This is a genomic window from Martelella sp. FOR1707 (assembly GCF_053484265.1).
Genome location: NZ_JBAKFP010000006.1, coordinates 268,925 through 287,264 on the forward strand (window position 1 = coordinate 268,925; position 18,340 = coordinate 287,264).

Sequence of the window (18,340 nt, forward strand, 5' to 3'; positions counted from 1 at the left end):
CCGCTTCACGAGGGGCCGGTGTGTTTACAGCCCACCTCCCCGCGACTACATCCACCGAAATGGATCGTCACTGAATCGGAATCGTCTTGAACGTTGATCTTCCGCTTGTCCGCAGACTGGAAGCCATGGGCCTGCGCGCCTGGCCGGCGAAGAACGTGCTCTATGACGGCGCGTGGCAGCTTCGGATTACGGCCGGGCACCCCTCCAAGCGGCTCAACAGCCTCGCCGTGCTCGACCGGTCGGATATCGCCGACATGGAAATCCGGCTGGAAAAGGCAAAGCGCCATTATGCCGCTTTCGGCCGCCCGCTCCTGATCCGCGAAACCCCGCTGACGCCCCCCGAGATCGGCGCCTATCTCGTCGCCGAAGGCGCGGAGGCTTTCGACGAGAGCGTGGTGATGACCCTCGATCTGAATGAATTTCAGACCGCCGACGCCGTGGAGCTACTGCCGAGCCAGGATGTCGGGCGCTTCGTCGATGCCTCGCTCGCGATCAACCCGGTTGAGGGGCTGACAAAGGCTGGGCTTGCCGAGGTTGTAACCGCCATCAAGCCCGCCCACGGCCTGTTCATCCGCGAAGACGACAAGCCCTATGCGGTCGGTCTTGCGGTGCATGATTTCGACATGGCCGGCATCGAGGCCTTCGCGGTTGCCGAAGACGCCCGCAGACAGGGCCACGGCCGCAAGCTCGCCGCCGCGATGCTGCGCTGGGCCAAGGGGCGCGGCGCGCGCATGGCCTGGCTTCAGGTGACCGCGCAAAATACGGCTGGAATCGCTCTTTATCAGAGCCTCGGATTTACCGAGGCCTATCGCTACAGGTACTGGCGGGAACAACAATGACGGATGGATCGAAAAGACTGCTACTGGTCGCCGCCTGCGCGCTGATCGACGCCGACGGGCGGATATTGCTGGCGCAGCGGCCGGAGGGCAAGGCGCTTGCCGGGCTGTGGGAATTTCCCGGCGGCAAGGTCGAACAGGGCGAGACGCCCGAGGCGTGCCTGATCCGCGAAATGGAAGAGGAACTCGGCATCACCACCAAGGTGGCCTGCCTCGCGCCGCTGACCTTCGCCAGCCACACCTATGACGATTTCCACCTGCTGATGCCGCTCTTCGTCTGCCGCCGCTACCAGGGCATTCCCAAAGGCCAGGAAGGACAGGCCATCAAATGGGTTCGCGCGAAGGACCTGCGCGACTATCCCATGCCCCCCGCCGACGAACCGCTGATCCCGATCCTGCAGGACCTGCTATAGCGCTTCACCGCTTGAGCTTGATCTCTTCAGTGTTCAGCGCGTCGGCAAGCCGCATTTTTGCGGAGCCCGGCTTCAGCGGTTTCTGCTGGCTTTCATGCGGGCTCCAGCCGGAAACGTAGATCACCGAGAAACTGGCCCGGATGCGGCCGTCGGGGTCGGCGTAGCGTTCGGCGTAGATTTCAGCTGCGCGCAGGAAGAACCTTCGGCTGACCGGTTTGTTGGAACGGCCGAGAAGCGGGTTGGTCATCCCCATCGCCCTGAGATCGGCCATCAGCGTAAACAGTGTGTCGTAGCGCACCGTATAGGTTTCCTGGTCGACCACCGGCAGCGTGAAGCCGGCGCGCTGGAGCAGGCCGCCGATATCGCGGACATCGGCAAACGGGATCACCCGCGGGCTCGCGCCACCATAAACCTCGACCTCCGCCGCCAGCAGACAGTCGCGCAGTTCGGCAAGCGTGCCGCTGCCGGGAATGGCCGCCAGGAACAGGCCATCCGGCTTCAGTGCCCGACGGATCTGGATGAAATAGCCAGGCAGGTCGTTGATGAGATGGGCCGCAAGCGGCGAGAGCACGAGGTTCAGCGACTGGTCGTCCAGCCCCGGCAGCTCGAGCGGCGCAAGCGAAAACGCCTCCCCCTCGCCGAAAAAATCCGCATCGGTCTCGATCCGCGCGATCTCGCCGACCTTGCCCGTCGCCTGCGCGGCATTGGCGACGACGCCGGTGACGCCATGCAGTTCAACCGCCTTGTCGAAACGACGCTCGACCACGGCCAGCCGGTCCGCCAGTTCCTCGGCCACGATATTGAGCAGGAAATCCGCACCCTTCTGGCCTTTCCGGAAAGCGCGCAGCCGGTTTCTCGCCACGCGGGCGGTATCGAAAACCTGTTCCATGGCTGAATGTCCTTTCCCGCAAATCGGCCTCGAAATGCACCCGGAAACGCGCTAGTGTCAAGCACATGGACGCGCCCGAACCCTCGCTTCTGAAAAACCTCGCCGCCCGCTCCGAGGCGATCGCGCTCGGCGCGCTCAATCAGCTCGGCAATCTGATCTATCTCCCGGTCTGCGCCGCCTGCGGGCGCAATACCGGCTCGCACCGGGCCCTGTGCATGACCTGCTGGAGCGATATTCGCTTTATCGAGCGGCCCTTCTGCGCGGTGCTCGGCACCCCGTTTTCCCATGATCTCGGCGAAGGCATCCTGAGCGCAGAGGCGCTCGCCCATCCGCCGGATTTCGACCGGCTGCGCTCGGCGGCGTTTTATTCCGGCACGGTGCGCAATCTTGTCCACGCGCTGAAATATCGCGACAACACCCATCTGGCGGTGATGATGGCGAACTGGATGCTGCGCGCCGAAGACGGCATGGTGAAGGAATGCGACGGCATCACCGCCGTGCCGCTGCATCCAACACGGATGATGGCGCGCCGCTTCAACCAGTCGGCAGAGCTTGCCCGCCATCTCGCCCGCCTTTCCCGCAAGCCTTTCCTGCCGGGGCTGATCCGGCGCAAGAAGCGCACCATCCAGCAGGTGGGCCTCACGCGCACGGCCCGCGAGGACAATGTGCGCGGCGCCTTCGTGCTTTCCCCGCACAGCGAGGACCTGGTGTTTGGCCGGCGCATCCTGCTTGTCGATGACGTCTACACAACCGGGGCCACGGTTTCGGCGGCGGCGCGGCTCCTGAAGCGCAAGGGCGCGGCCGATGTCAGCATTTTGACCTTTGCACGCGTGCTTGATGAAACTATATGAAGGCCAGCCGGTTATACCGGACACGCTGAAACAAGGAGGCACGAGCGAACATGGCCAATATCGACATCTATACGCGCGATTTCTGTGGTTTCTGTGCCCGCGCCAAGTCGCTGCTGGACAAGAAGGGCGTTGCCTACACCGAATACAACGCCACCGAGACGCCGGATGTCCGCGCCAAGATGATCGACCGCGCAGGCGGCCGATCCACCTTCCCGCAAATATTCATCGGCGATCGCCATATCGGCGGCTGCGACGATCTTTACGCTCTGGACGCGGCGGGCCAGCTCGATCCGCTGCTTGCCGCATAGGAAAACACGATGACCCGCTTCAAGGCCGCCGCCCTGCAGATGCGCTCGGGCACCGATCCTGAAAAGAACGCCGAAACGCTTGCCCGCCTCGTGCGCGAGGCCGCCGGCCATGGCGCGATCTATATCCAGACGCCCGAGATGACCGGCGCGGTGCAGAAGAACCGCAAGGGACTGATGGACGTGCTGAAGCCGGAGGCGGACGATGTCATCGTCAAGACCGCGGCCGAACTTGCCCGCGAACACGGCATTCACCTCCACATCGGGTCGACCGCGATCGCGCTTGATGGCGGCATGATCGCCAACCGCGCGCTGCTGTTTTCTCCCAAGGGCGATATTCTCGCCCGCTATGACAAGATCCACATGTTCGATGTCGATCTCGACAATGGCGAAAGCTGGCGCGAGAGCGCGGTGTATCGTCCCGGCGAAAAGGCCGTGCTTGCCCGCCTGCCCTTTGCCGCGATCGGTCTCGGCATCTGCTATGATGTGCGCTTCCCCGATCTCTACAACGCCTACGGGCTTGCCGGCGCCGAGGTTCTGACGGCGCCCGCCGCCTTCACGAAGCAGACCGGCCTTGCCCACTGGCATGTGCTGCAGCGCGCCCGGGCGATCGAAAACGGCGCCTACATGATTTCGGCGGCCCAGGCCGGCACGCACGAGGACGGCCGCGAGACCTTCGGCCATTCGATGATCGTCGACCCCTGGGGCAAGATCATCGCCGAGGCCGGAGACGAGGGCGAGGCCGCAATCATTGCCGAGATCGATACCGACGCCGTGACGGCGGCGCGCGGCAAGGTGCCGAACCTGAAGAATATCCGCGCCTTCACCCTGGAAGAAGCGCGGGCTGTTGCGGAAGTCTGAAGGCCGTGATCCACTATTCCCTCCGTTGCGACAACGGCCACGATTTCGATGGCTGGTTTGCCGGCAGCGCCGATTTCGACAAGCAGGTCGAAAGCGGTTTCCTCACCTGTCCGGTCTGCAATTCCGCCAGAGTTTCCAAAAGCCTGATGGCCCCGCAGGTCACCACCGCCCGCAAGCAGGAAAGCCGCAAGGCCGCCCTGGTCGACAAGGCCCAGCGCGAGGCGATGGACAAGCTGCGCAAGGCCGTCGCCGAAATTCGCGCCAATGCCGAGGATGTCGGCGAACGCTTCCCGGACGAAGCCCGCAAGATTCATTACGGCGAGAGCGAGGAACGCGGCATTATCGGCGAAGCCAATGCGGACGACGTGCGCGACCTTCTGGAGGAAGGCATCGAGATCATGCCGCTCCCAATCCTGCCGGACGACAAGAACTGAGCGGAAAATTTTCGTGATCGCGGAGAAATTTGGTGGAGCCGAGCGGGATCGAACCGCCGACCTCTGCAGTGCGATTGCAGCGCTCTCCCAGCTGAGCTACGGCCCCAATGACATCAGCGCTGATACTCCAATCCAGCGCCCGGAGCAAGCGTCGTGGATACGAATTTCTCGGTTGCAAATCGGTCCGCTTTGAACGGTCCAGCTTCTGAACCGCGCCCGTCCGGCGGCGCGGCGAATGCCTGCTTGCGCCGCGGGCGGCCCAGCCACTCTCAATTGCAGCCATCCGGCAATGGAGCAGGATGACAAGCAAATTACTGTTTTATATATATTTTTTAAAGTTTCCGCTTGATATCGCTATCGCTTGTAAAGCAACCGGCCTCAAAAAGTTGCGCAATCAACACAGTCGAGGCGAAACCGGGACGAATGCGCGTCAACCGTGTGAAGTCTCCTCGCTCGGCAGTTGCCTTAACAATTCGTAAACGTATAGTGGGGCACGCAATCGCCAATAATCGGTTGATCGAATAACAACGAGTGCGTCGTGGCGACCTGCATTCACATTACGTTCCAATTGTTGGAGATTCCGTTCATGAAGATCAACGTATTGCTTATTGGCTCCGCTTCGCTGCTGGCGCTTTCCGCCACCGGGGCCCGGGCCGCGGATCCCGTGATGGCGATCGAGCCGGCGCCCGCCAATTATGTCGAAGTCTGCGACGCTTTCGGCAAGGGCTATTTCTACATTCCGGGCAGCGAGACCTGCCTCAGCATCGACGGCTATGTCCGCTTCGAGACCAAGTTCGGCGGCATCCAGACCGGCTCCGCCGATGACAGCGACTGGTACCCCTACGTCAAGGCCAATCTCCAGTTTACCGCCAAGACCGACACCGAACTCGGCACGCTGACCTCGGTGATGACACCCGAGTTCTACTATTATTCCAACGGGTCAGGGGACGACTTCAAGTTCGACCAGGCCTATATCGACATTGGCGACGCCGTTCAGTTCCGGGCAGGTTACATCAAGGGTTTCTGGAACGAGGATTTGTGGGGCGAACTCGACAATATCGACAATGTCAGCCGCTACAATGCGATGCGTCTCGGCTACTTCCCCTCGGACGGTTTCCAGATCGCGCTCGAACTCGATGCGCTCACCAAGGACAATAGCGACGACCCGAAGCTCGGCCTGTCGGGCCGCATTGCCTGGGCGCCCTCCGACTCGAACTATATCAAGCTCGATGTCGCCTATGACACCGACAGCGAAAACTACGCCATCCGTCCCTGGGCAGGCATCGGCATCGGCCCCGGCACATTTGAAATCGCCGGTCTTTACGAAAGCGGCTTCATTTCCTACGCGCCAGACTTCACCGCCGACAACTGGAACGATTCACCAATTGCCGGCACCTACATGAAATACGCGGTGGCCGCGAACTACTATTTCAACGTCACGGAAAACCTGATTCTGGCGCCGCAGACCCAGTACAATGTCGCCAGCAACGACAAGGCCTTCTGGGAAGCGGGCGCCACGGCGGACTGGCAAGTGGTCGACAATTTCCACGTCCGCGCCAACCTCAACTATGCCTTTATCGACGAGGACTGGAACCAGCAGAACTGGTTCGGCTGGCTGCGTCTGGAACGCGATTTCTGATTTTCGAAGCAATCATCGGAGACGAGAGCCGCGGCAGCCCGCCGCGGCTTTTTTTTGCGTTTCAGGAAGTCCAAGGAGGCATCAGGCACACCCCTCGACATAGGCCAAAACTGGCATGATGCCGACGTGGATCAGCATGACGTCGCCGTCACTGCCTATTTCGAAACGCACCGCCGGCTCGCCGCTTTCGGCATTGGGCGCGGTCAGATACTTTGCCGGCGCTGCCTGGTATTTGTGCGGTTTCTCGCGAAAGCCGCCGAACCAGCTCCGCACCTCCGCCTCGCTCGCGCCCACGCCGATACCTTCCGCGAGCCTGACGTCTGAATTCGATCCGACCGTGATGCGCATCACCTTGCCATCGGTGACGATCGCGTAGACGCCCGGATAATCCGGAGAGGTTATGGTGCGGCAGGAATCGCTTGTCTGAGCCCCGCGCTCGGCAAATGAGGAACCGGCGGGCACTGGCGCGCCGAGCCGAAGATCGCCAAGCCCCTGAAGCCCGATGATCTTTTCCGAACGCACCTTCCCGGAAACCGGCGCATTGACGGGGACCGTCGCCGGACGAACCTGACCCGCATCATCCGGCGGCATTGCTCCGGGCGAACATGCCGAAAGCATGACGATGAGACCGAGGGCGCATATGGCGGAATATGCTGTGTGTTTCATGCACACGGAAACGCCCGATAGGCTTGCTTGTTCCGACAAGCGTTGCGCAGCGAGCGCATTGACCGGGCAATCCGATTTCGCCAAGCAACACGCGCATCCGGCGGCAGAAAAGCCTGACTAAATCCTGAAACGAGGAAATTTGGTGGAGCTAAGCGGGATCGAACCGCTGACCTCCTGCATGCCATGCAGGCGCTCTCCCAGCTGAGCTATAGCCCCAATCTTCGAGACCGCCGGGGCGGTGCGAAGCGACGTTTTCGCGTCGGGTGGCGGCTTGTTACTGTGGTTTTTCGCACGATGCAAGCCCCAAAAAATCAAAGCCCTGAAAAAAATCCCTTGGGCCCGATCCGCCGCCCGACTTGCCCTAAAAACGAAGCCCGACACGTCTTATAAAAACAGAACGCCGGGTCGCGTTGACCCGGCGTCGCCTGTATCGTCAAAGACCGCTTGCTGTCGCGTCAGCTGTCGTCGTCATCGTCCGAGACGCCGATAATGCCGGAGACGTCGTCGTCTTCGTCATCGTCGGTTTCGAGGAAGGTATCGTCGTCATCGTCATCGAGGTCGACATCGTCGTCATCGTCGCCCGGGATGTTGTCGGAGGGGCTGTCGTCGTCGGAGGCTTCGATCGAGGCCAGTTCGACATCGCCCTCCTCGGTATCGACTTCCTTGACGTCGTTTTCCTCTTCCTCGCTTTCGACAACCGCGATCGAGGCGGTATCCTCGAAATAGGAAAGCGGCCACGAACCGCCCGAATAGGGCGAAACCACCGGGTCCTTGTTCAGGTCATAGAATTTCTTGCCCGTATCCGGGCATGTTCTTTTGGTTCCGAGTTCCGCTTTCGCCACGATCGACCTCTCATGTTGCGGTTGAAGGCTGGCATCACCAGCGCCTGTGCGCTTTTGCATCAGGCGGTCCCTTATCGTCATGCCGTCCGTCTGTCAAAGGCTAAGTTCATCGTTTTCCGGACAGCGGCGCAAGCTGGCAAAAACCTCCAATTTCGACGTTAACCATTTTTAAGAACCCTTTCTTAAATCCTGCCGGGTAGATGCTGGTTCCATGTCTATTCGTCGCCTCATCACGCTCTTTGCGGTGATTTCGCTTGCCGCGCTCGCCTCCTGCTCGACCACGGTCAGCAATGTCGGGAACAGCTGCGCGATCTTCGCGCAGAAGAACGGAATCTTTGAAAACTGGCGCCGCGATGCCGAAAAGGCCTCGCGCGATTACGGCGTGCCTGTGTCGGTGCTGATGGCGACGATCTATGTCGAATCCTCCTTCGATTCCCATGCCCGCCCGCCGCGCAAGAAAATCCTCGGCTTCATCCCCGGACCGCGCGCCTCCAGCGCGCTCGGCTATTCGCAGGCGCTGGACGGCACCTGGGCGGAATATCAAGCCCGCGCCGGCCAGCGCGGCGCAAGCCGCACGGATTTCGGCGATGCGATCTATTTCATCGCCTGGTATCACTATCAGAGCCATATCCGGAACGGCATCGCGCTCAACGATCCCTATAATCTCTACCTCGCCTATCACTCCGGCCACAGCGGTTATTCCCGCGGCGTGTGGAAGAACCGGCCGGTGGCCAAGAGCGGCGCAGCGCGCGCCCAGAAGATGACCCAGATCTACGAGGCACAGCTTCGGCGCTGCTCCTGATCACTTCTGCTTCCCGAAACATCCCGGCTGCATGGCCGGGTTGTTGCGATAAAGCAGGGTCAGATCACCCCCGAGCTTCGAATTGGAAAGCGGGCGCAGCGGTGCAAGCTTGCGGTCGAGATCGCCATCGCTGACAAGGCTCAGATAGGCCTCCAGCCATGCAATCGTGAACGGCTCCTGTTCGGAAAGCCCCTGCGGCACCGACTGGTGCACGCCGGCGATTTCGGCAACCTTCGACGGGTCCTCGATCCCGGCGAGCGCGAAGCCGACAGCTTTGGTAATCACGGCTTCCTCGTCCGGGGTATAGCTGTAATCATTGTGGCAGATCAGCGCGGCGGAAGCTGACAGCGGCGCGAGCGCATGAAGCTGATAATGCAGCGCGTATTTTCCCCTGCGCATTTCATAGGGCATGCTGCCATCCTCGGCGACCGTTTCCAGCACGGCGCGGTGGCTTGCGAAGGCCCAGTTGATGTAATCCTGGCTTTTTACGATCAGCGCGATTTCCGTCACCGCATAGGCGGCCCATAGCCGCAGATTGCCGAGCTTCGCCTTGGGCGGGGCATCATTGTCCCAATAGGCAATCAGGAAATCGCCATTCTTCTTCAGCCACGCCTCTATCGTCGCCTTCTCTTCGGTCAGGCCATCGGCCAGATCTCGCACCTGGCGGTAGGCGCTGGCAATGCCGCCGACACGGGCGGCATAGGTCATCTTCGCGTTGTCGCTCTCCAGCTTACCGAAGGCATCGGCCGCGGCCCAGGCATGAACGCCGTTGATAACGCAGGCGGCGTTGGCCGCCGCCACGCCGGGATTGGCCTGGGCGTCATTGGCAAGGACGGCGATCTCCCGGATAAAATCATCGGCGTCCTTCAGCGCCGCATCCACTGCGGCGTCGCTTTCCTCATCGAGCTCTGAACGATCGGCGCTGCTTTCGTCATAGCGGCTGCCGTAATCGAGCGTTACCGTGGGCCGCGGAAAGTCCGGACACGCCTTTTCGCCCTCCTGGGCCAGGGCCGTAGACCCTGCGAGCGCCAGGAAAGACGCGCCGGCCAGCAGAAGACCGGTCTGTCGCAGAAACGAGGGGAACGATAAAATCTCGGGCAAATCGCAAGCCTTTCGGTTGGCTGTATTCAGTTTGATTCCAGGCCGGAGAACAGGTTGGCGGCGGTCTCGTCGCCTGCGCTGGCCGCCGCCTTCAGCCATTCGTTGGCCTTCTCCGCCGATTGCTCAACGCCGACGCCGAAGGCATAAGCCTGAGCGAGCATCAGCATTGCCTCGGCATCGCCGGCCTTGGCGGCCTTTTCCAGCCAATCGATCGCCTCGCTCTTCTCGCTTTCCACGGAGCCGTCATTGCGCAACAGCTTGGCGAGTTCGCGCATGGCGACGGGATTGCCCGTGCCTGCTGCCTGACGATAGGCATCCTTGAAGTCGAAAACCTGGCTGACCTTGGCCTTTACGCTGTCCGGCGCCTTCTTCAACCGGCTGGCGATGCTGTAAAGCTCGTCGGGCGCAGCACTGTTGAGCAGTTCGGTCAGAAGCTTGACATGGTCGTCTTCCTGATAGAACCGGCTCCCCGGATCGGAATACCAGTCAAGAAGCCGCCACGCGGCTGGCCTGTAGCCCTGCTCATAGGCCTCCGTGTAGAGCTTGAAAGCTGCCTCGCGATCGGCAATCGAACCGAGCGTCAGGTAGATATCGCCAAGCTTCACCTGCTGCCAGCCCTCTTCAGGCGAAAGCGCCAACGCGACCGTGAGCGCCTCGTCAGCGGTGTCCGGTCGTCCCGCGTCCAGCGCGTAGCCGGCCTTCACGCCGAGCGCATCGATATCGCAGGGCATGATCATTTCCGCACGGCCGTAATAGAAGTCCCGCCGGTCGTCGCTTGTCACCCTGTCGGCTGCGAACAGAAGCGCCTCGAAATCGCCAAAGGCGGCGATCTCGTTCAGCAGGGTCTCGGACGGCTGGTATCGGCCCTTGCCGGCCTCCCGGTAGGCATCGTCGAGATGCCAGAGGGCAGAGCCCTTCATCCGTCCGCCGGCGCCCTCGACCAGCGCCGTCGCTTTCGTGAGCGATGCGGCATCGCCTTCATTCATGTAGATTTCGGCGAGCGCCGCCATCGCGGCAATGTCGCCGCCATCGGCGAGCTGTTGCAGCGCGGCGCGGATCTTCTCGCGGCGGGCGTCGGTATCAACCGCGGTATAGGCGCCTTCCAGAACGCTGGCCTCTCCGCCCTCATGATCGCGCATGAGGGCCCGCCAGTGTTCGACGATCTCGTCGACGCGGTCCGGTTCAAGCTCGGTCAGGATGGCTGCGACGCCGCCGGCATCTTTCATGCTGCCAGCGATCGCGGAGGCCTGCAGATCGGCGAAGGCGTCGGCCTTGTCGGTCAGCTGCGCTTCTGTCGCGTTCTCGAACAGCCGCCACCAGTCCTCGCTTTCGAGCGATTTCCACCGCGCCCACGCGGCAATCTGCGGCCCATCCGGCGCCTTGCAGAGAAGCCCATTCCTCAGCGCGTCGATCGCGCCCGGTTTGGCTTCCGTGGAGATCAGGTCCTCAAGCATTCCGATGGCCTTCAGGCGATCCTGCTCGTCGCCGTCGCGCAGATAGAGACGGGCGAGTTGAAGCCTGCCTTCGCCATCGCCGCGCGCCGCGGCCGCCTCGAACAATTGCCGGCTCGCTTCCTGATCCGTCCACAGGCCGTTTTGTTCCTGGGTAAGCGCGCCGAGTCTGGAAAAGGCCCAGCCCGGCGCATCGGGAAGTTTCGTCAGGGCCTCAAGCATGTCCTGATACTTCTGTCGGTCCTCCGGGGTATCGAGGCCACGGCGCGCCAGGAGCTGGATTGCGCGTTCGTAGCCCACGGGCTCCCCTTCGGCAGTCAGCTCCTCATAGATCGCCATCGCCCGTCCGGGATCGGGCGGCACCAGGTCGCCTTCCTCGTAGAGCTTCGCCATCTGGACCTGCGCCGGAACGATGCCGGCGTCGAAGGCCTGCTGGAGGTAACGCAGAAGCGTGGTGTTATCCTTCGCGATGCCCTCGCCGGAAAGATGATAGCGCGCCGTCTGCCAGGCGGACTGGTCGTCGCCGAGATCGGCGGCGAAACGATACCATGCCTCGGCGAGCGCATGGTCCTGCGCGATCACGTCCCCGCTTTCGAACGCTCGCGCGATGCGGCGCACCCGACCGCAGATCGCATTGTCGAGATTGCCAAGCAGAGAGGAAAAGCCGAGTGTGAAGGCGAGTTGCGGGTCCATGTCCCAGCCCGGAACCGCCTCCCCCTTGCTGGTCTTTTCGGCGAGATAGAGAACCGCGTCGGGATCGCCGTTATAGGCTGCCTGAAGTTTGCGCTGGATGCCGCGATCGATATCCTGCGGCACCGCCTTGCCTTCAAGATAAAGGTCGGCGAGGAAGTTGATGGTGCCCGGCGTCGCTGAAGGCCCGATGGTTTCCAGTTCCGTGACGAAGCCGGTCGCCTTCAATTCGTCGAACCGCTCGGCCTCGACGTAGAGCGCCACGACATCCAGCAGATAGGCCGCCCTGCTGTAATAGGGGTCTTCCTGGCGGCGCAGGTCATAAGCGGCCTTCACCGTGTCGAAATATTTGTTCGCGTCGATATTGCGAAGCCGCATCAGTTCCCGGTCAAGATCGCGATATTCGACGCCGCTCGGCAACTGGCCGCCGTTCCAGTTCGACCATTGCAGCTCAAGCGCGTCGTTGGACTTGCGGTCGGCGCACACCTTAGCCGCCTCGATATCGGGCGGGCGGAAATCGATGACGGGCTGCTGCGCCATCGCCGCCGGCGCAGCCGCCGATAGCGCAAGCGCCAACAGTAGTGACCGGGCGCGAGCGCGTCCGGTGTATCGCAATCCGGGAATGCTGAACCGCGTCATTCGTTTCCTTTCGCCGCCGCGCCGCAGCCGTCCGGTCCGCAATCGCTGGCAGCGCTTGTCTTAAGCGTCTCCCACGGCTCGGGACCGAAACTTGCGAGATTGCTGCCGGGCGGCACTTCCCAGATCAGGAACAGCGGCGGCTTTGCCTGTAAATCGCCGGACCGGAGATAGTCGGTGATCGATTTGAATGGACTGCGCGACGCGCTCGCCCGGTTATCGACATCCATGCTTGAGAACTGTTTCAGAAACCCGTCGAAGTGGCTCTGGCCATCAGCCGAAAACCGCGACCCGACAAGCACGATCGGCGCCGGCGCATCCGACCCCAAAATATTGAACGGCCGGTCGGCGGCAAAGGCCTCCTCGCCCACGGTCTCGTAGCGGGTTTCGGTCACCGGCGGCAGGCTTTCGCTGCAATGAACCTGGATCGCCTCGCGCAGGTCCGAACGGCGGGTGTAATCCTCGCCTTTTGTGGTGGTGAAGGTCATCAGATTGGCCTTGCGCGACTCCGGCATGGCCGTAACCTTCTGCGCGATCGCCTCTGCGGCAAGTCGCGCGCCCTCGGTGGTCCACAGCGGATCGGCCTTCTGGTAGACAGGGCTGTCACCGGCGGCCTTGGCCTTCAGCGGCGTCAATAGATCGACCGTGACCACGCCGGCATCATTCAGCCGCTTGATCGCTTCCTGATAGATTTCGGCGTTTATGTTTTCCTTATAGCCATAGAGCCAGGCCGATTGCGGCACCTTGTCGGCGAGCACCTGGCTGCGCGTGGGAATGGGCACGAACACCAGAATGGTGCCCTGCGCCTTCAGGGCCTTCGAAAACCCCGCGACGCTCTCCGCCAGCGCCGGATCGGCCACTGATTTCATCGCGATATCGTCCATCACGGTGAAGAAATACCCGTCCTTGCCCTCCAGCGCCTGTGGTTCGCCCTTCTCCGCCAGATTGGTGCAGCCATACAGCGACTGCGCCTCTTCCGCATGGGCAATGCCGCAACCAAGCCCGGCCGCGATACACAATGCCGCTATCGTTTTCACTCTATCCATGCTCATCCTCCCCCGAGAGAGCTTCCGGTTCCGCAAATGCGCGCAGCAGGTTTTCCGCCGCCGTGCGCGTTCCAATATCCGGGCTTTGCTGCGCCACCTGCAGATAGGCGCGCACCGCCGCTGCATCCTCCGTTGTCAATGGCGCAGCGGAGGCAATCAGCATCGCCATCTGCAAGGCGAGCGCTGCATCGACAAATTGCTGGTCGACGGCGGCCCGCAACAGCGCCTTGGCTTTCTCCGGCTTTGCGCCGAACGGATAGCCCTGCAAATAAAGCCGCGCCAGCGCGATCACCGATGCCGGCTCTCCGGCCTTCGCCTGGCGGTTGAGCGCGTTTTCGATATGGGCGAGCCGCACCGGCGAAATATCGGTCGTCCGGTCCGACAGGATATCGAACAGCGGGGGCACGGCGTAAGTGCGGCCATCATTCACCGCGATCGCAAGATAGTGCGCCGCCTTGCCGTTCAGTTCCGGCCGGTTCATCGCGAGAAGCCGCTGGGCGAGCCGGTAGGCGGCCAGCCCATCGCCGACATCGGCGAGAATCTGGAGCTCCGTGATTGTGACAGGCTCATCGGCGACGATCCGCGCCCGGATATCCTTGAGCCGCGGCGCATTGTCGTAGATCGAGGCCGCTGTCTGGACCGATCCGTCGCCCGCGAAAGCGATGGCGGGCAAGAGCATCAACAGGGCAAAAATCGCATGGGCCTTCGCCATATCACTCGCCCTCCCCGGGGTGGCAGCCGGTGAAATCGGCAAGACGGAACTGGCCGCGATTGCCGCGGAAAAGCGATGGCGGCGCGGAAGCGTCGGCCGATATCCGAAAACCGGCATCGGACGCCTTGTCGAGAGCGCGCAGGAAGGTGAGGTAGCGCGGCGTTTCATATTGCAGCGCGCCGGCGAAGATCACCGGCAACTGGTTCGCCAAGTCGTTCTGCCGCAGTAGCAGACCCGAGAAGCGCTCGGCTGAAATGCCGGAAACATTGGCGAGGAAGATATTGTTGGTGATCTCGGTCTCGTCGTCGGGAGAGATCGCGTCGGTAACGGCGATGCCCGCCCCCTGGTTGCGGGCAAGCAGGTTGCCGGAAATGCGAACGCCGAGACTTTGCGCCACGCGAATGCCGTCAGCTCGGTTGCGAATGGCGGCGTTGGAGAAAATATCGACACAGGCCCCGCCGGCGACCGAAATCCCCTCAACGCCGTTTGCCAAAAGGACGTTGTTCGCAATCGTTGCATGGCCGACGCCGTCGCGCGCGAATATGCCGCGACCGGTGTTTTCCGCCATTACGTTGCCGCTCACCACAGTGTTCTTGCCGCCGATCATCAGCAGACCATGCTGTCCGCTCGCCACGATAAGATTGTCGTTGATGACGCCCTGATCGGCCCGCTCGAGCCTGAGCCCGATGCCGCGCGCGCCATCGATCCGGTTTCCGGAAAAACGGAAATCGGCAACGCCGGTCACTTCCACCGAGCGGATATCCTTGAGGATATTGCCTGTGACGCGACCGCTGCTGCGTTTTCCGGCAAAGCGGCTGGAGGCGAAGCTGATGCCGCTCATCAGCGGCTGGCCGTCATAGCCGAGACCGGAAAGCCGGCTGCCTTCGATCTCCGCGCGACCGCCGCGCACCGTCAGGATAAAGGGATGGAAATCGACGACCCTCGGCGCAGCATCCGTTCCGTTCACCTCGGCATCGCGGATCGTCAGCAGGCCCTCATTGATGATGAAGACGCCCCTCTCCGTCGCCATCTCCAGCCGGTCGCCCTTCGTCATAGCAAGCGCGGCACCTTCGGAAATGAAAAGCGGCAGCGTGAGGCGGTAACCATTGTCTGCGGCCGCAAGCCCGTTGCCGTCGCTGTCGCCGGCCAAGGCATCGGCAAGGCTTGCGAGCGTAAACGACCCGCGCTTCAGCAACAGCGCCTGTCCGCCCGAAGGCGAGGCCGCCTCCAGCAGTTCGCGGTGACCGAGATTGCCGGTCTCCAGCGCGACCTGCTGCAGGAGCGGCGCGAAAAGCACCGTGTCGAATTCGGCGGGGAGAGCCGCGCTTTCGCCCGCTTCGGCGGATCGGGTGACCGGCTCCGAGGGCTGCCGCGCGGGCTTGACGCCGGCCTCGTCCAGCAGCTTTCGCGCCGCGTCAAGCGTCGGCGCGATGCCCGCCGCGTCTCTCTTCAGCGTCTCGAGCAGGCTGTCGGCATTGCGGTTGATCTCGGCCAGGCGATTATGATCATGCGCGTCGGCAACAGGCGCGAAGGCGAGCAGCAGCAAAGCCGCGCAACATCCATAAACGCGCCCGACGCGGATCATCTTGCCTCGCCTCCGGACGCCAGAAAGGGCGCGTCGTTCACGTCGTCGGCGTCATATTGCAGTTCGATCAGCGTCGCGGTGACATCGCCAAGATTGCGCAGCACGCCGCCATGGCCGGCGGGAATGGCAAAGCTGTCTCCGGCCTCACCGCTTCGCCGGCTCCCGCCCTGCTCCAGGTGGAGATGTCCGGCGCAGACCGTCAGCACCCGGCGGCGGCTCTCCTCTGCCGCAATCGTCAGCGCCGCCCCCGGTATGATCTCGTGTTCGGCGAGGCGAAAACCGGGACCGGTCTTCAACGGCGTTCCCGAATGCGCCCATTTCGGCTTGGTCAGTTCGCCCTTGTGCTCCTTGAGCGCGGAGAGCACCTGCGGCACGTCCTGGGTGCGCTCAAGCGAGGCAACCAGCAGAACGTCCTCGGTGTCGATGATGGCGAGATTGTCGACGCCGATCGTCGCGATCAGCTTGCCATCCTCGGCGCGGATGTAGGAATTGCCGGTATCCACCGGCACGACATCGCCGCTCAGCACGTTGCCATCGCCGTCCTTCCGGCCGATCTCGTAGAGCGAGCGCCAGCTTCCGACATCGTTCCAGGATATATCAGCCGGCGCCATCAGCACCCGGTCGCTGTGCTCGAACACGACGCTTTCGGTTGCCGCGGCATGGGCCTCGCGGAAGCAGCGGTCGTCGAGAACGGTGCGGCCAGGCTCCCGCGCAGCCCGCTCCACCGCCGCCCGGACGGTCTCCGTCGTTTCGGGATCGAGACGCTGATATTCCGAAATCAGCACATCCGCGCGAAACAGGCTGACGCCCGACGCCCAATAGGCGTTGCCGTTCGAGATCAGCGTCTCGGCCGTTTCGCGCGGCGGCTTTTCGATGAAATGCGACACATTGCGCGCGCCCTCGAAACGATCGTTCGGCCCATCATCGACAATATAGCCGTAGCCGGTTTCGGCGTAGGCGGGACGGATGCCGAAAAGCACGATGCGCCCGTTCTCGGCTGCCTCGCGCATCGAAAGCACCACCGCGCCGAAATCCCCGTCGATCAGATGGTCCGACGGCAGCACGGCCATCAGCGCGCCGGGGTCGCGGGCCTCGATGGCGAATGCGGCCGCCAGCACAGCCGGGCCGGTGTGCCGTGAACTCTGTTCGATCATCAGTTCGCCCGTGCGGCCGATCGCGTGAAGCTGCGCCCGCACTAGCGTTTCGTAGCGGCTGTTTACGCTGACATAGGGATCGTGAAAGCCCGCACCGGCATGGCGTTCGACCGTCGCCTGGAAGAAGCTCGGCGATCCCCGCCCGGCAACGCGGTGAAACTGCTTCGGCGTCTCCGCCCGCGACAGCGGCCACAGACGCATGCCGATGCCGCCGCACATGATGAGCGGATAGACAGGCTTCATCGGCCCCTCTCCGTCGCAGCTTGCGCGTTGCCGATCAGCGGCCAGGCCTTGGCCCGTTCGCTCAGTTCCTTTGTGGCCGTGAGCCGGGAAATACGGGTCCGGATTCTCTCCAGGAAATTCGCATAGGGCTTGCTGGTCACCGTCAGCGCCACCGTCTTGCCGATATCGTCTGCGGTGAGGGCATCGGGCGCGGCGCTGAACGTCACCGCCGCCGTCGTGCCCGAAGCGCCGTCCTCCGCCTTGACGTCCTTGACGGTCAGCGGCAGGTCGTCGCCATTCGGCAGCGAGGCATGGGCTTCCGCGCCGAACAGCAGCAGTTTCGCCAGATCGTCAGGCATCGTGACCTTGATCGTCGGGCCGGAATCGTCGGTTCTGACATAGGCGATCGGCGTTCCGGGCAGAACGGTGGCGCCGACGGCGCCGCTTTCGGTCAGCACGATCCTGCAATCACAGGGATTGGAGAAGTTCAGCATGCCGCCGCGCGCCGACTGCAGCGAGAACACCACGTCTCCCTCGCCGGCGCTCTGATCGACATAGGCGATCTGCCCGGCCTCAGGCGCCGTCAGCGGCAGCCCCGCCGGCGTGACGGTGGCAAGGCCCGGCACCCGGTGGACGAAGATGTGGTAATGGATGGTGTAGAGCGTGAGCGCGATCAGGCCCAGCGTCAGGGCCGCCACCATTCCCGCGCCCGCCATCCGCCGCATCCTTTCGCGCAAACTCCTGCGCGGCGGCGGCGCGGCCACATTTTTCGTTCGCGCTTCCGGCGGCACGCGCAGCAATTCGTTGATCTGCACCAGATCGCCCGCCAGATAGGCGTTCATCAGGTAACGCAGATGCGCCAGATGCGGGCCGGTGGGATTGAGGAAGACCAGCTTGTAGACGCCGCCGCTTGCCGATTCCAGCTCGGCGCGCACCTCGATCGGCAGCACGACAGAATAGCCTTCGAACTGGAAGCTAAACCGGGCGATCACGCGATGGCCGGACATGTCCCCGCCATGCCAGCCGCCGACATAGGCAGCGACAAGCGAAACGCCGATGCCTTCCAATTCATGCCCATCGATGAACACCGAAAACGGCATCCAGATCGAGGGGTGATCGGTGTCATGGCCGTTGTCGGGCAGTTCGATCGCGGATTCCTCGAGGTCGGTATCGGCGTTCGGGTGATGTTCCATAAGCATGCGAAG

At 62.7% G+C, this 18,340-nt stretch carries 18 protein-coding genes and 2 tRNA genes; 8 read left to right on the plus strand and 12 right to left on the minus strand.

Annotated features, from left to right (window positions below; all coding sequences use genetic code 11):
• The first annotated feature begins 86 nt into the window (after positions 1 to 86).
• Both V6765_RS18250 and mutT read left to right on the plus strand, forming a co-directional pair.
• Complete coding sequence (locus V6765_RS18250) at positions 87 to 839, plus strand: GNAT family N-acetyltransferase (protein ID WP_448431383.1); 753 nt, start codon at positions 87 to 89, stop codon at positions 837 to 839.
• Positions 836 to 1,249 (plus strand): 8-oxo-dGTP diphosphatase MutT, encoded by a 414-nt coding sequence (mutT, locus tag V6765_RS18255; RefSeq protein WP_448431385.1) that lies wholly within the window; start codon positions 836 to 838, stop codon positions 1,247 to 1,249. The genes V6765_RS18250 and mutT overlap by 4 nt, the downstream gene beginning before the upstream one ends.
• A 4-nt stretch (positions 1,250 to 1,253) precedes the next feature.
• On the opposite strand, the gene V6765_RS18260 is transcribed toward mutT, so the two are convergent.
• Positions 1,254 to 2,138, minus strand: a complete 885-nt coding sequence (locus V6765_RS18260; protein ID WP_448431387.1) for a methyltransferase domain-containing protein — start codon at positions 2,136 to 2,138, stop codon at positions 1,254 to 1,256.
• A 65-nt stretch (positions 2,139 to 2,203) separates the two neighbouring features.
• On the opposite strand from V6765_RS18260, the gene V6765_RS18265 reads away from it, so the two are divergent.
• The 4 genes from V6765_RS18265 to V6765_RS18280 are packed head-to-tail and all read left to right on the plus strand — an operon-like array spanning position 2,204 to position 4,589.
• Positions 2,204 to 2,989 carry a ComF family protein gene (locus tag V6765_RS18265; RefSeq protein WP_448431389.1) on the plus strand — a complete coding sequence of 262 codons (786 nt, stop codon included), beginning with the start codon at positions 2,204 to 2,206 and terminating at the stop codon, positions 2,987 to 2,989.
• A gap of 50 nt (positions 2,990 to 3,039) precedes the next feature.
• Entirely contained in the window at positions 3,040 to 3,297 is a 258-nt protein-coding gene (gene grxC, locus V6765_RS18270; protein WP_448431391.1) for a glutaredoxin 3, read from the plus strand.
• Positions 3,298 to 3,306: 9 nt separating this feature from the next.
• Entirely contained in the window at positions 3,307 to 4,155 is an 849-nt protein-coding gene (locus tag V6765_RS18275; RefSeq protein ID WP_448431393.1) for a carbon-nitrogen hydrolase family protein, read from the plus strand.
• A gap of 5 nt (positions 4,156 to 4,160) precedes the next feature.
• Positions 4,161 to 4,589 (plus strand): DUF1178 family protein, encoded by a 429-nt coding sequence (locus V6765_RS18280; RefSeq protein ID WP_448431395.1) that lies wholly within the window; start codon positions 4,161 to 4,163, stop codon positions 4,587 to 4,589.
• A 30-nt stretch (positions 4,590 to 4,619) separates the two neighbouring features.
• On the opposite strand, the gene V6765_RS18285 is transcribed toward V6765_RS18280, so the two are convergent.
• Positions 4,620 to 4,695: transfer RNA gene (locus V6765_RS18285), tRNA-Ala, on the minus strand.
• 480 nt (positions 4,696 to 5,175) lie between these two features.
• Between V6765_RS18285 and V6765_RS18290 the strand changes: the two genes are divergently transcribed.
• Positions 5,176 to 6,228 carry a porin gene (locus tag V6765_RS18290; RefSeq protein ID WP_448431397.1) on the plus strand — a complete coding sequence of 351 codons (1,053 nt, stop codon included), beginning with the start codon at positions 5,176 to 5,178 and terminating at the stop codon, positions 6,226 to 6,228.
• Between the two features lie 81 nt (positions 6,229 to 6,309).
• Here V6765_RS18290 and V6765_RS18295 read toward each other — a convergent pair whose 3' ends face one another.
• The 3 genes from V6765_RS18295 to V6765_RS18305 form a co-directional block, all read right to left on the minus strand.
• Complete coding sequence (locus tag V6765_RS18295; RefSeq protein WP_448431399.1) at positions 6,310 to 6,894, minus strand: hypothetical protein; 585 nt, start codon at positions 6,892 to 6,894, stop codon at positions 6,310 to 6,312.
• 140 nt (positions 6,895 to 7,034) lie between these two features.
• Positions 7,035 to 7,110, minus strand: a tRNA-Ala gene (locus tag V6765_RS18300).
• A 239-nt stretch (positions 7,111 to 7,349) separates the two neighbouring features.
• Positions 7,350 to 7,736 (minus strand): TIGR02300 family protein, encoded by a 387-nt coding sequence (locus V6765_RS18305; RefSeq protein ID WP_448431527.1) that lies wholly within the window; start codon positions 7,734 to 7,736, stop codon positions 7,350 to 7,352.
• Positions 7,737 to 7,947: 211 nt separating this feature from the next.
• On the opposite strand from V6765_RS18305, the gene V6765_RS18310 reads away from it, so the two are divergent.
• Positions 7,948 to 8,538 carry a transglycosylase SLT domain-containing protein gene (locus tag V6765_RS18310; protein WP_230722757.1) on the plus strand — a complete coding sequence of 197 codons (591 nt, stop codon included), beginning with the start codon at positions 7,948 to 7,950 and terminating at the stop codon, positions 8,536 to 8,538.
• Here the strand turns inward: V6765_RS18310 and V6765_RS18315 are convergent, their stop codons facing one another.
• From V6765_RS18315 to V6765_RS18345, 7 genes are read right to left on the minus strand one after another with little or no spacing between them, the layout of a single operon-like run.
• On the minus strand, positions 8,539 to 9,639 hold the full coding sequence (locus tag V6765_RS18315; protein WP_448431401.1) for an alginate lyase family protein: 1,101 nt from the start codon (positions 9,637 to 9,639) through the stop codon (positions 8,539 to 8,541). It abuts the gene before it with no gap.
• Positions 9,640 to 9,665: 26 nt separating this feature from the next.
• Positions 9,666 to 12,419, minus strand: coding sequence for a tetratricopeptide repeat protein (locus V6765_RS18320; protein WP_448431403.1), 2,754 nt, complete (start codon positions 12,417 to 12,419; stop codon positions 9,666 to 9,668).
• Positions 12,416 to 13,462, minus strand: coding sequence for an alginate O-acetyltransferase AlgX-related protein (locus tag V6765_RS18325; RefSeq protein ID WP_448431405.1), 1,047 nt, complete (start codon positions 13,460 to 13,462; stop codon positions 12,416 to 12,418). The genes V6765_RS18320 and V6765_RS18325 overlap by 4 nt, the downstream gene beginning before the upstream one ends.
• Complete coding sequence (locus V6765_RS18330; protein ID WP_448431407.1) at positions 13,455 to 14,174, minus strand: hypothetical protein; 720 nt, start codon at positions 14,172 to 14,174, stop codon at positions 13,455 to 13,457. Before V6765_RS18330 ends, V6765_RS18325 begins: the two co-directional genes overlap by 8 nt.
• 1 nt (position 14,175) lies before the next feature.
• The gene (locus tag V6765_RS18335; protein ID WP_448431409.1) at positions 14,176 to 15,759 is read right to left on the minus strand and encodes a right-handed parallel beta-helix repeat-containing protein; all 1,584 of its coding nucleotides are present in this window, start codon (positions 15,757 to 15,759) and stop codon (positions 14,176 to 14,178) included.
• Positions 15,756 to 17,156: a mannose-1-phosphate guanylyltransferase gene (locus tag V6765_RS18340; RefSeq protein WP_448431411.1), complete on the minus strand. Its 1,401-nt coding sequence runs from the start codon at positions 17,154 to 17,156 to the stop codon at positions 15,756 to 15,758. The genes V6765_RS18335 and V6765_RS18340 overlap by 4 nt, the downstream gene beginning before the upstream one ends.
• Positions 17,153 to 18,334 (minus strand): hypothetical protein, encoded by a 1,182-nt coding sequence (locus V6765_RS18345; protein WP_448431413.1) that lies wholly within the window; start codon positions 18,332 to 18,334, stop codon positions 17,153 to 17,155. The genes V6765_RS18340 and V6765_RS18345 overlap by 4 nt, the downstream gene beginning before the upstream one ends.
• Between the last annotated feature and the right edge of the window lie 6 nt (positions 18,335 to 18,340).

What these genes read in the sequence shown, in the direction of transcription:
- V6765_RS18340 (WP_448431411.1), bottom strand. Translation starts at nt 17,156, where the DNA reads ATGAAGCCTGTCTATCCGCTCATCATGTGCGGCGGCATCGGCATGCGT.
- V6765_RS18310 (WP_230722757.1), top strand. Translation starts at nt 7,948, where the DNA reads ATGTCTATTCGTCGCCTCATCACGCTCTTTGCGGTGATTTCGCTTGCC.
- V6765_RS18265 (WP_448431389.1), top strand. Translation starts at nt 2,204, where the DNA reads ATGGACGCGCCCGAACCCTCGCTTCTGAAAAACCTCGCCGCCCGCTCC.
- V6765_RS18345 (WP_448431413.1), bottom strand. Translation starts at nt 18,334, where the DNA reads ATGCTTATGGAACATCACCCGAACGCCGATACCGACCTCGAGGAATCC.
- V6765_RS18295 (WP_448431399.1), bottom strand. Translation starts at nt 6,894, where the DNA reads ATGAAACACACAGCATATTCCGCCATATGCGCCCTCGGTCTCATCGTC.
- grxC (WP_448431391.1), top strand. Translation starts at nt 3,040, where the DNA reads ATGGCCAATATCGACATCTATACGCGCGATTTCTGTGGTTTCTGTGCC.
- V6765_RS18320 (WP_448431403.1), bottom strand. Translation starts at nt 12,419, where the DNA reads ATGACGCGGTTCAGCATTCCCGGATTGCGATACACCGGACGCGCTCGC.
- V6765_RS18275 (WP_448431393.1), top strand. Translation starts at nt 3,307, where the DNA reads ATGACCCGCTTCAAGGCCGCCGCCCTGCAGATGCGCTCGGGCACCGAT.
- V6765_RS18290 (WP_448431397.1), top strand. Translation starts at nt 5,176, where the DNA reads ATGAAGATCAACGTATTGCTTATTGGCTCCGCTTCGCTGCTGGCGCTT.
- V6765_RS18260 (WP_448431387.1), bottom strand. Translation starts at nt 2,138, where the DNA reads ATGGAACAGGTTTTCGATACCGCCCGCGTGGCGAGAAACCGGCTGCGC.
- V6765_RS18325 (WP_448431405.1), bottom strand. Translation starts at nt 13,462, where the DNA reads ATGGATAGAGTGAAAACGATAGCGGCATTGTGTATCGCGGCCGGGCTT.
- V6765_RS18330 (WP_448431407.1), bottom strand. Translation starts at nt 14,174, where the DNA reads ATGGCGAAGGCCCATGCGATTTTTGCCCTGTTGATGCTCTTGCCCGCC.
- mutT (WP_448431385.1), top strand. Translation starts at nt 836, where the DNA reads ATGACGGATGGATCGAAAAGACTGCTACTGGTCGCCGCCTGCGCGCTG.
- V6765_RS18335 (WP_448431409.1), bottom strand. Translation starts at nt 15,759, where the DNA reads ATGATCCGCGTCGGGCGCGTTTATGGATGTTGCGCGGCTTTGCTGCTG.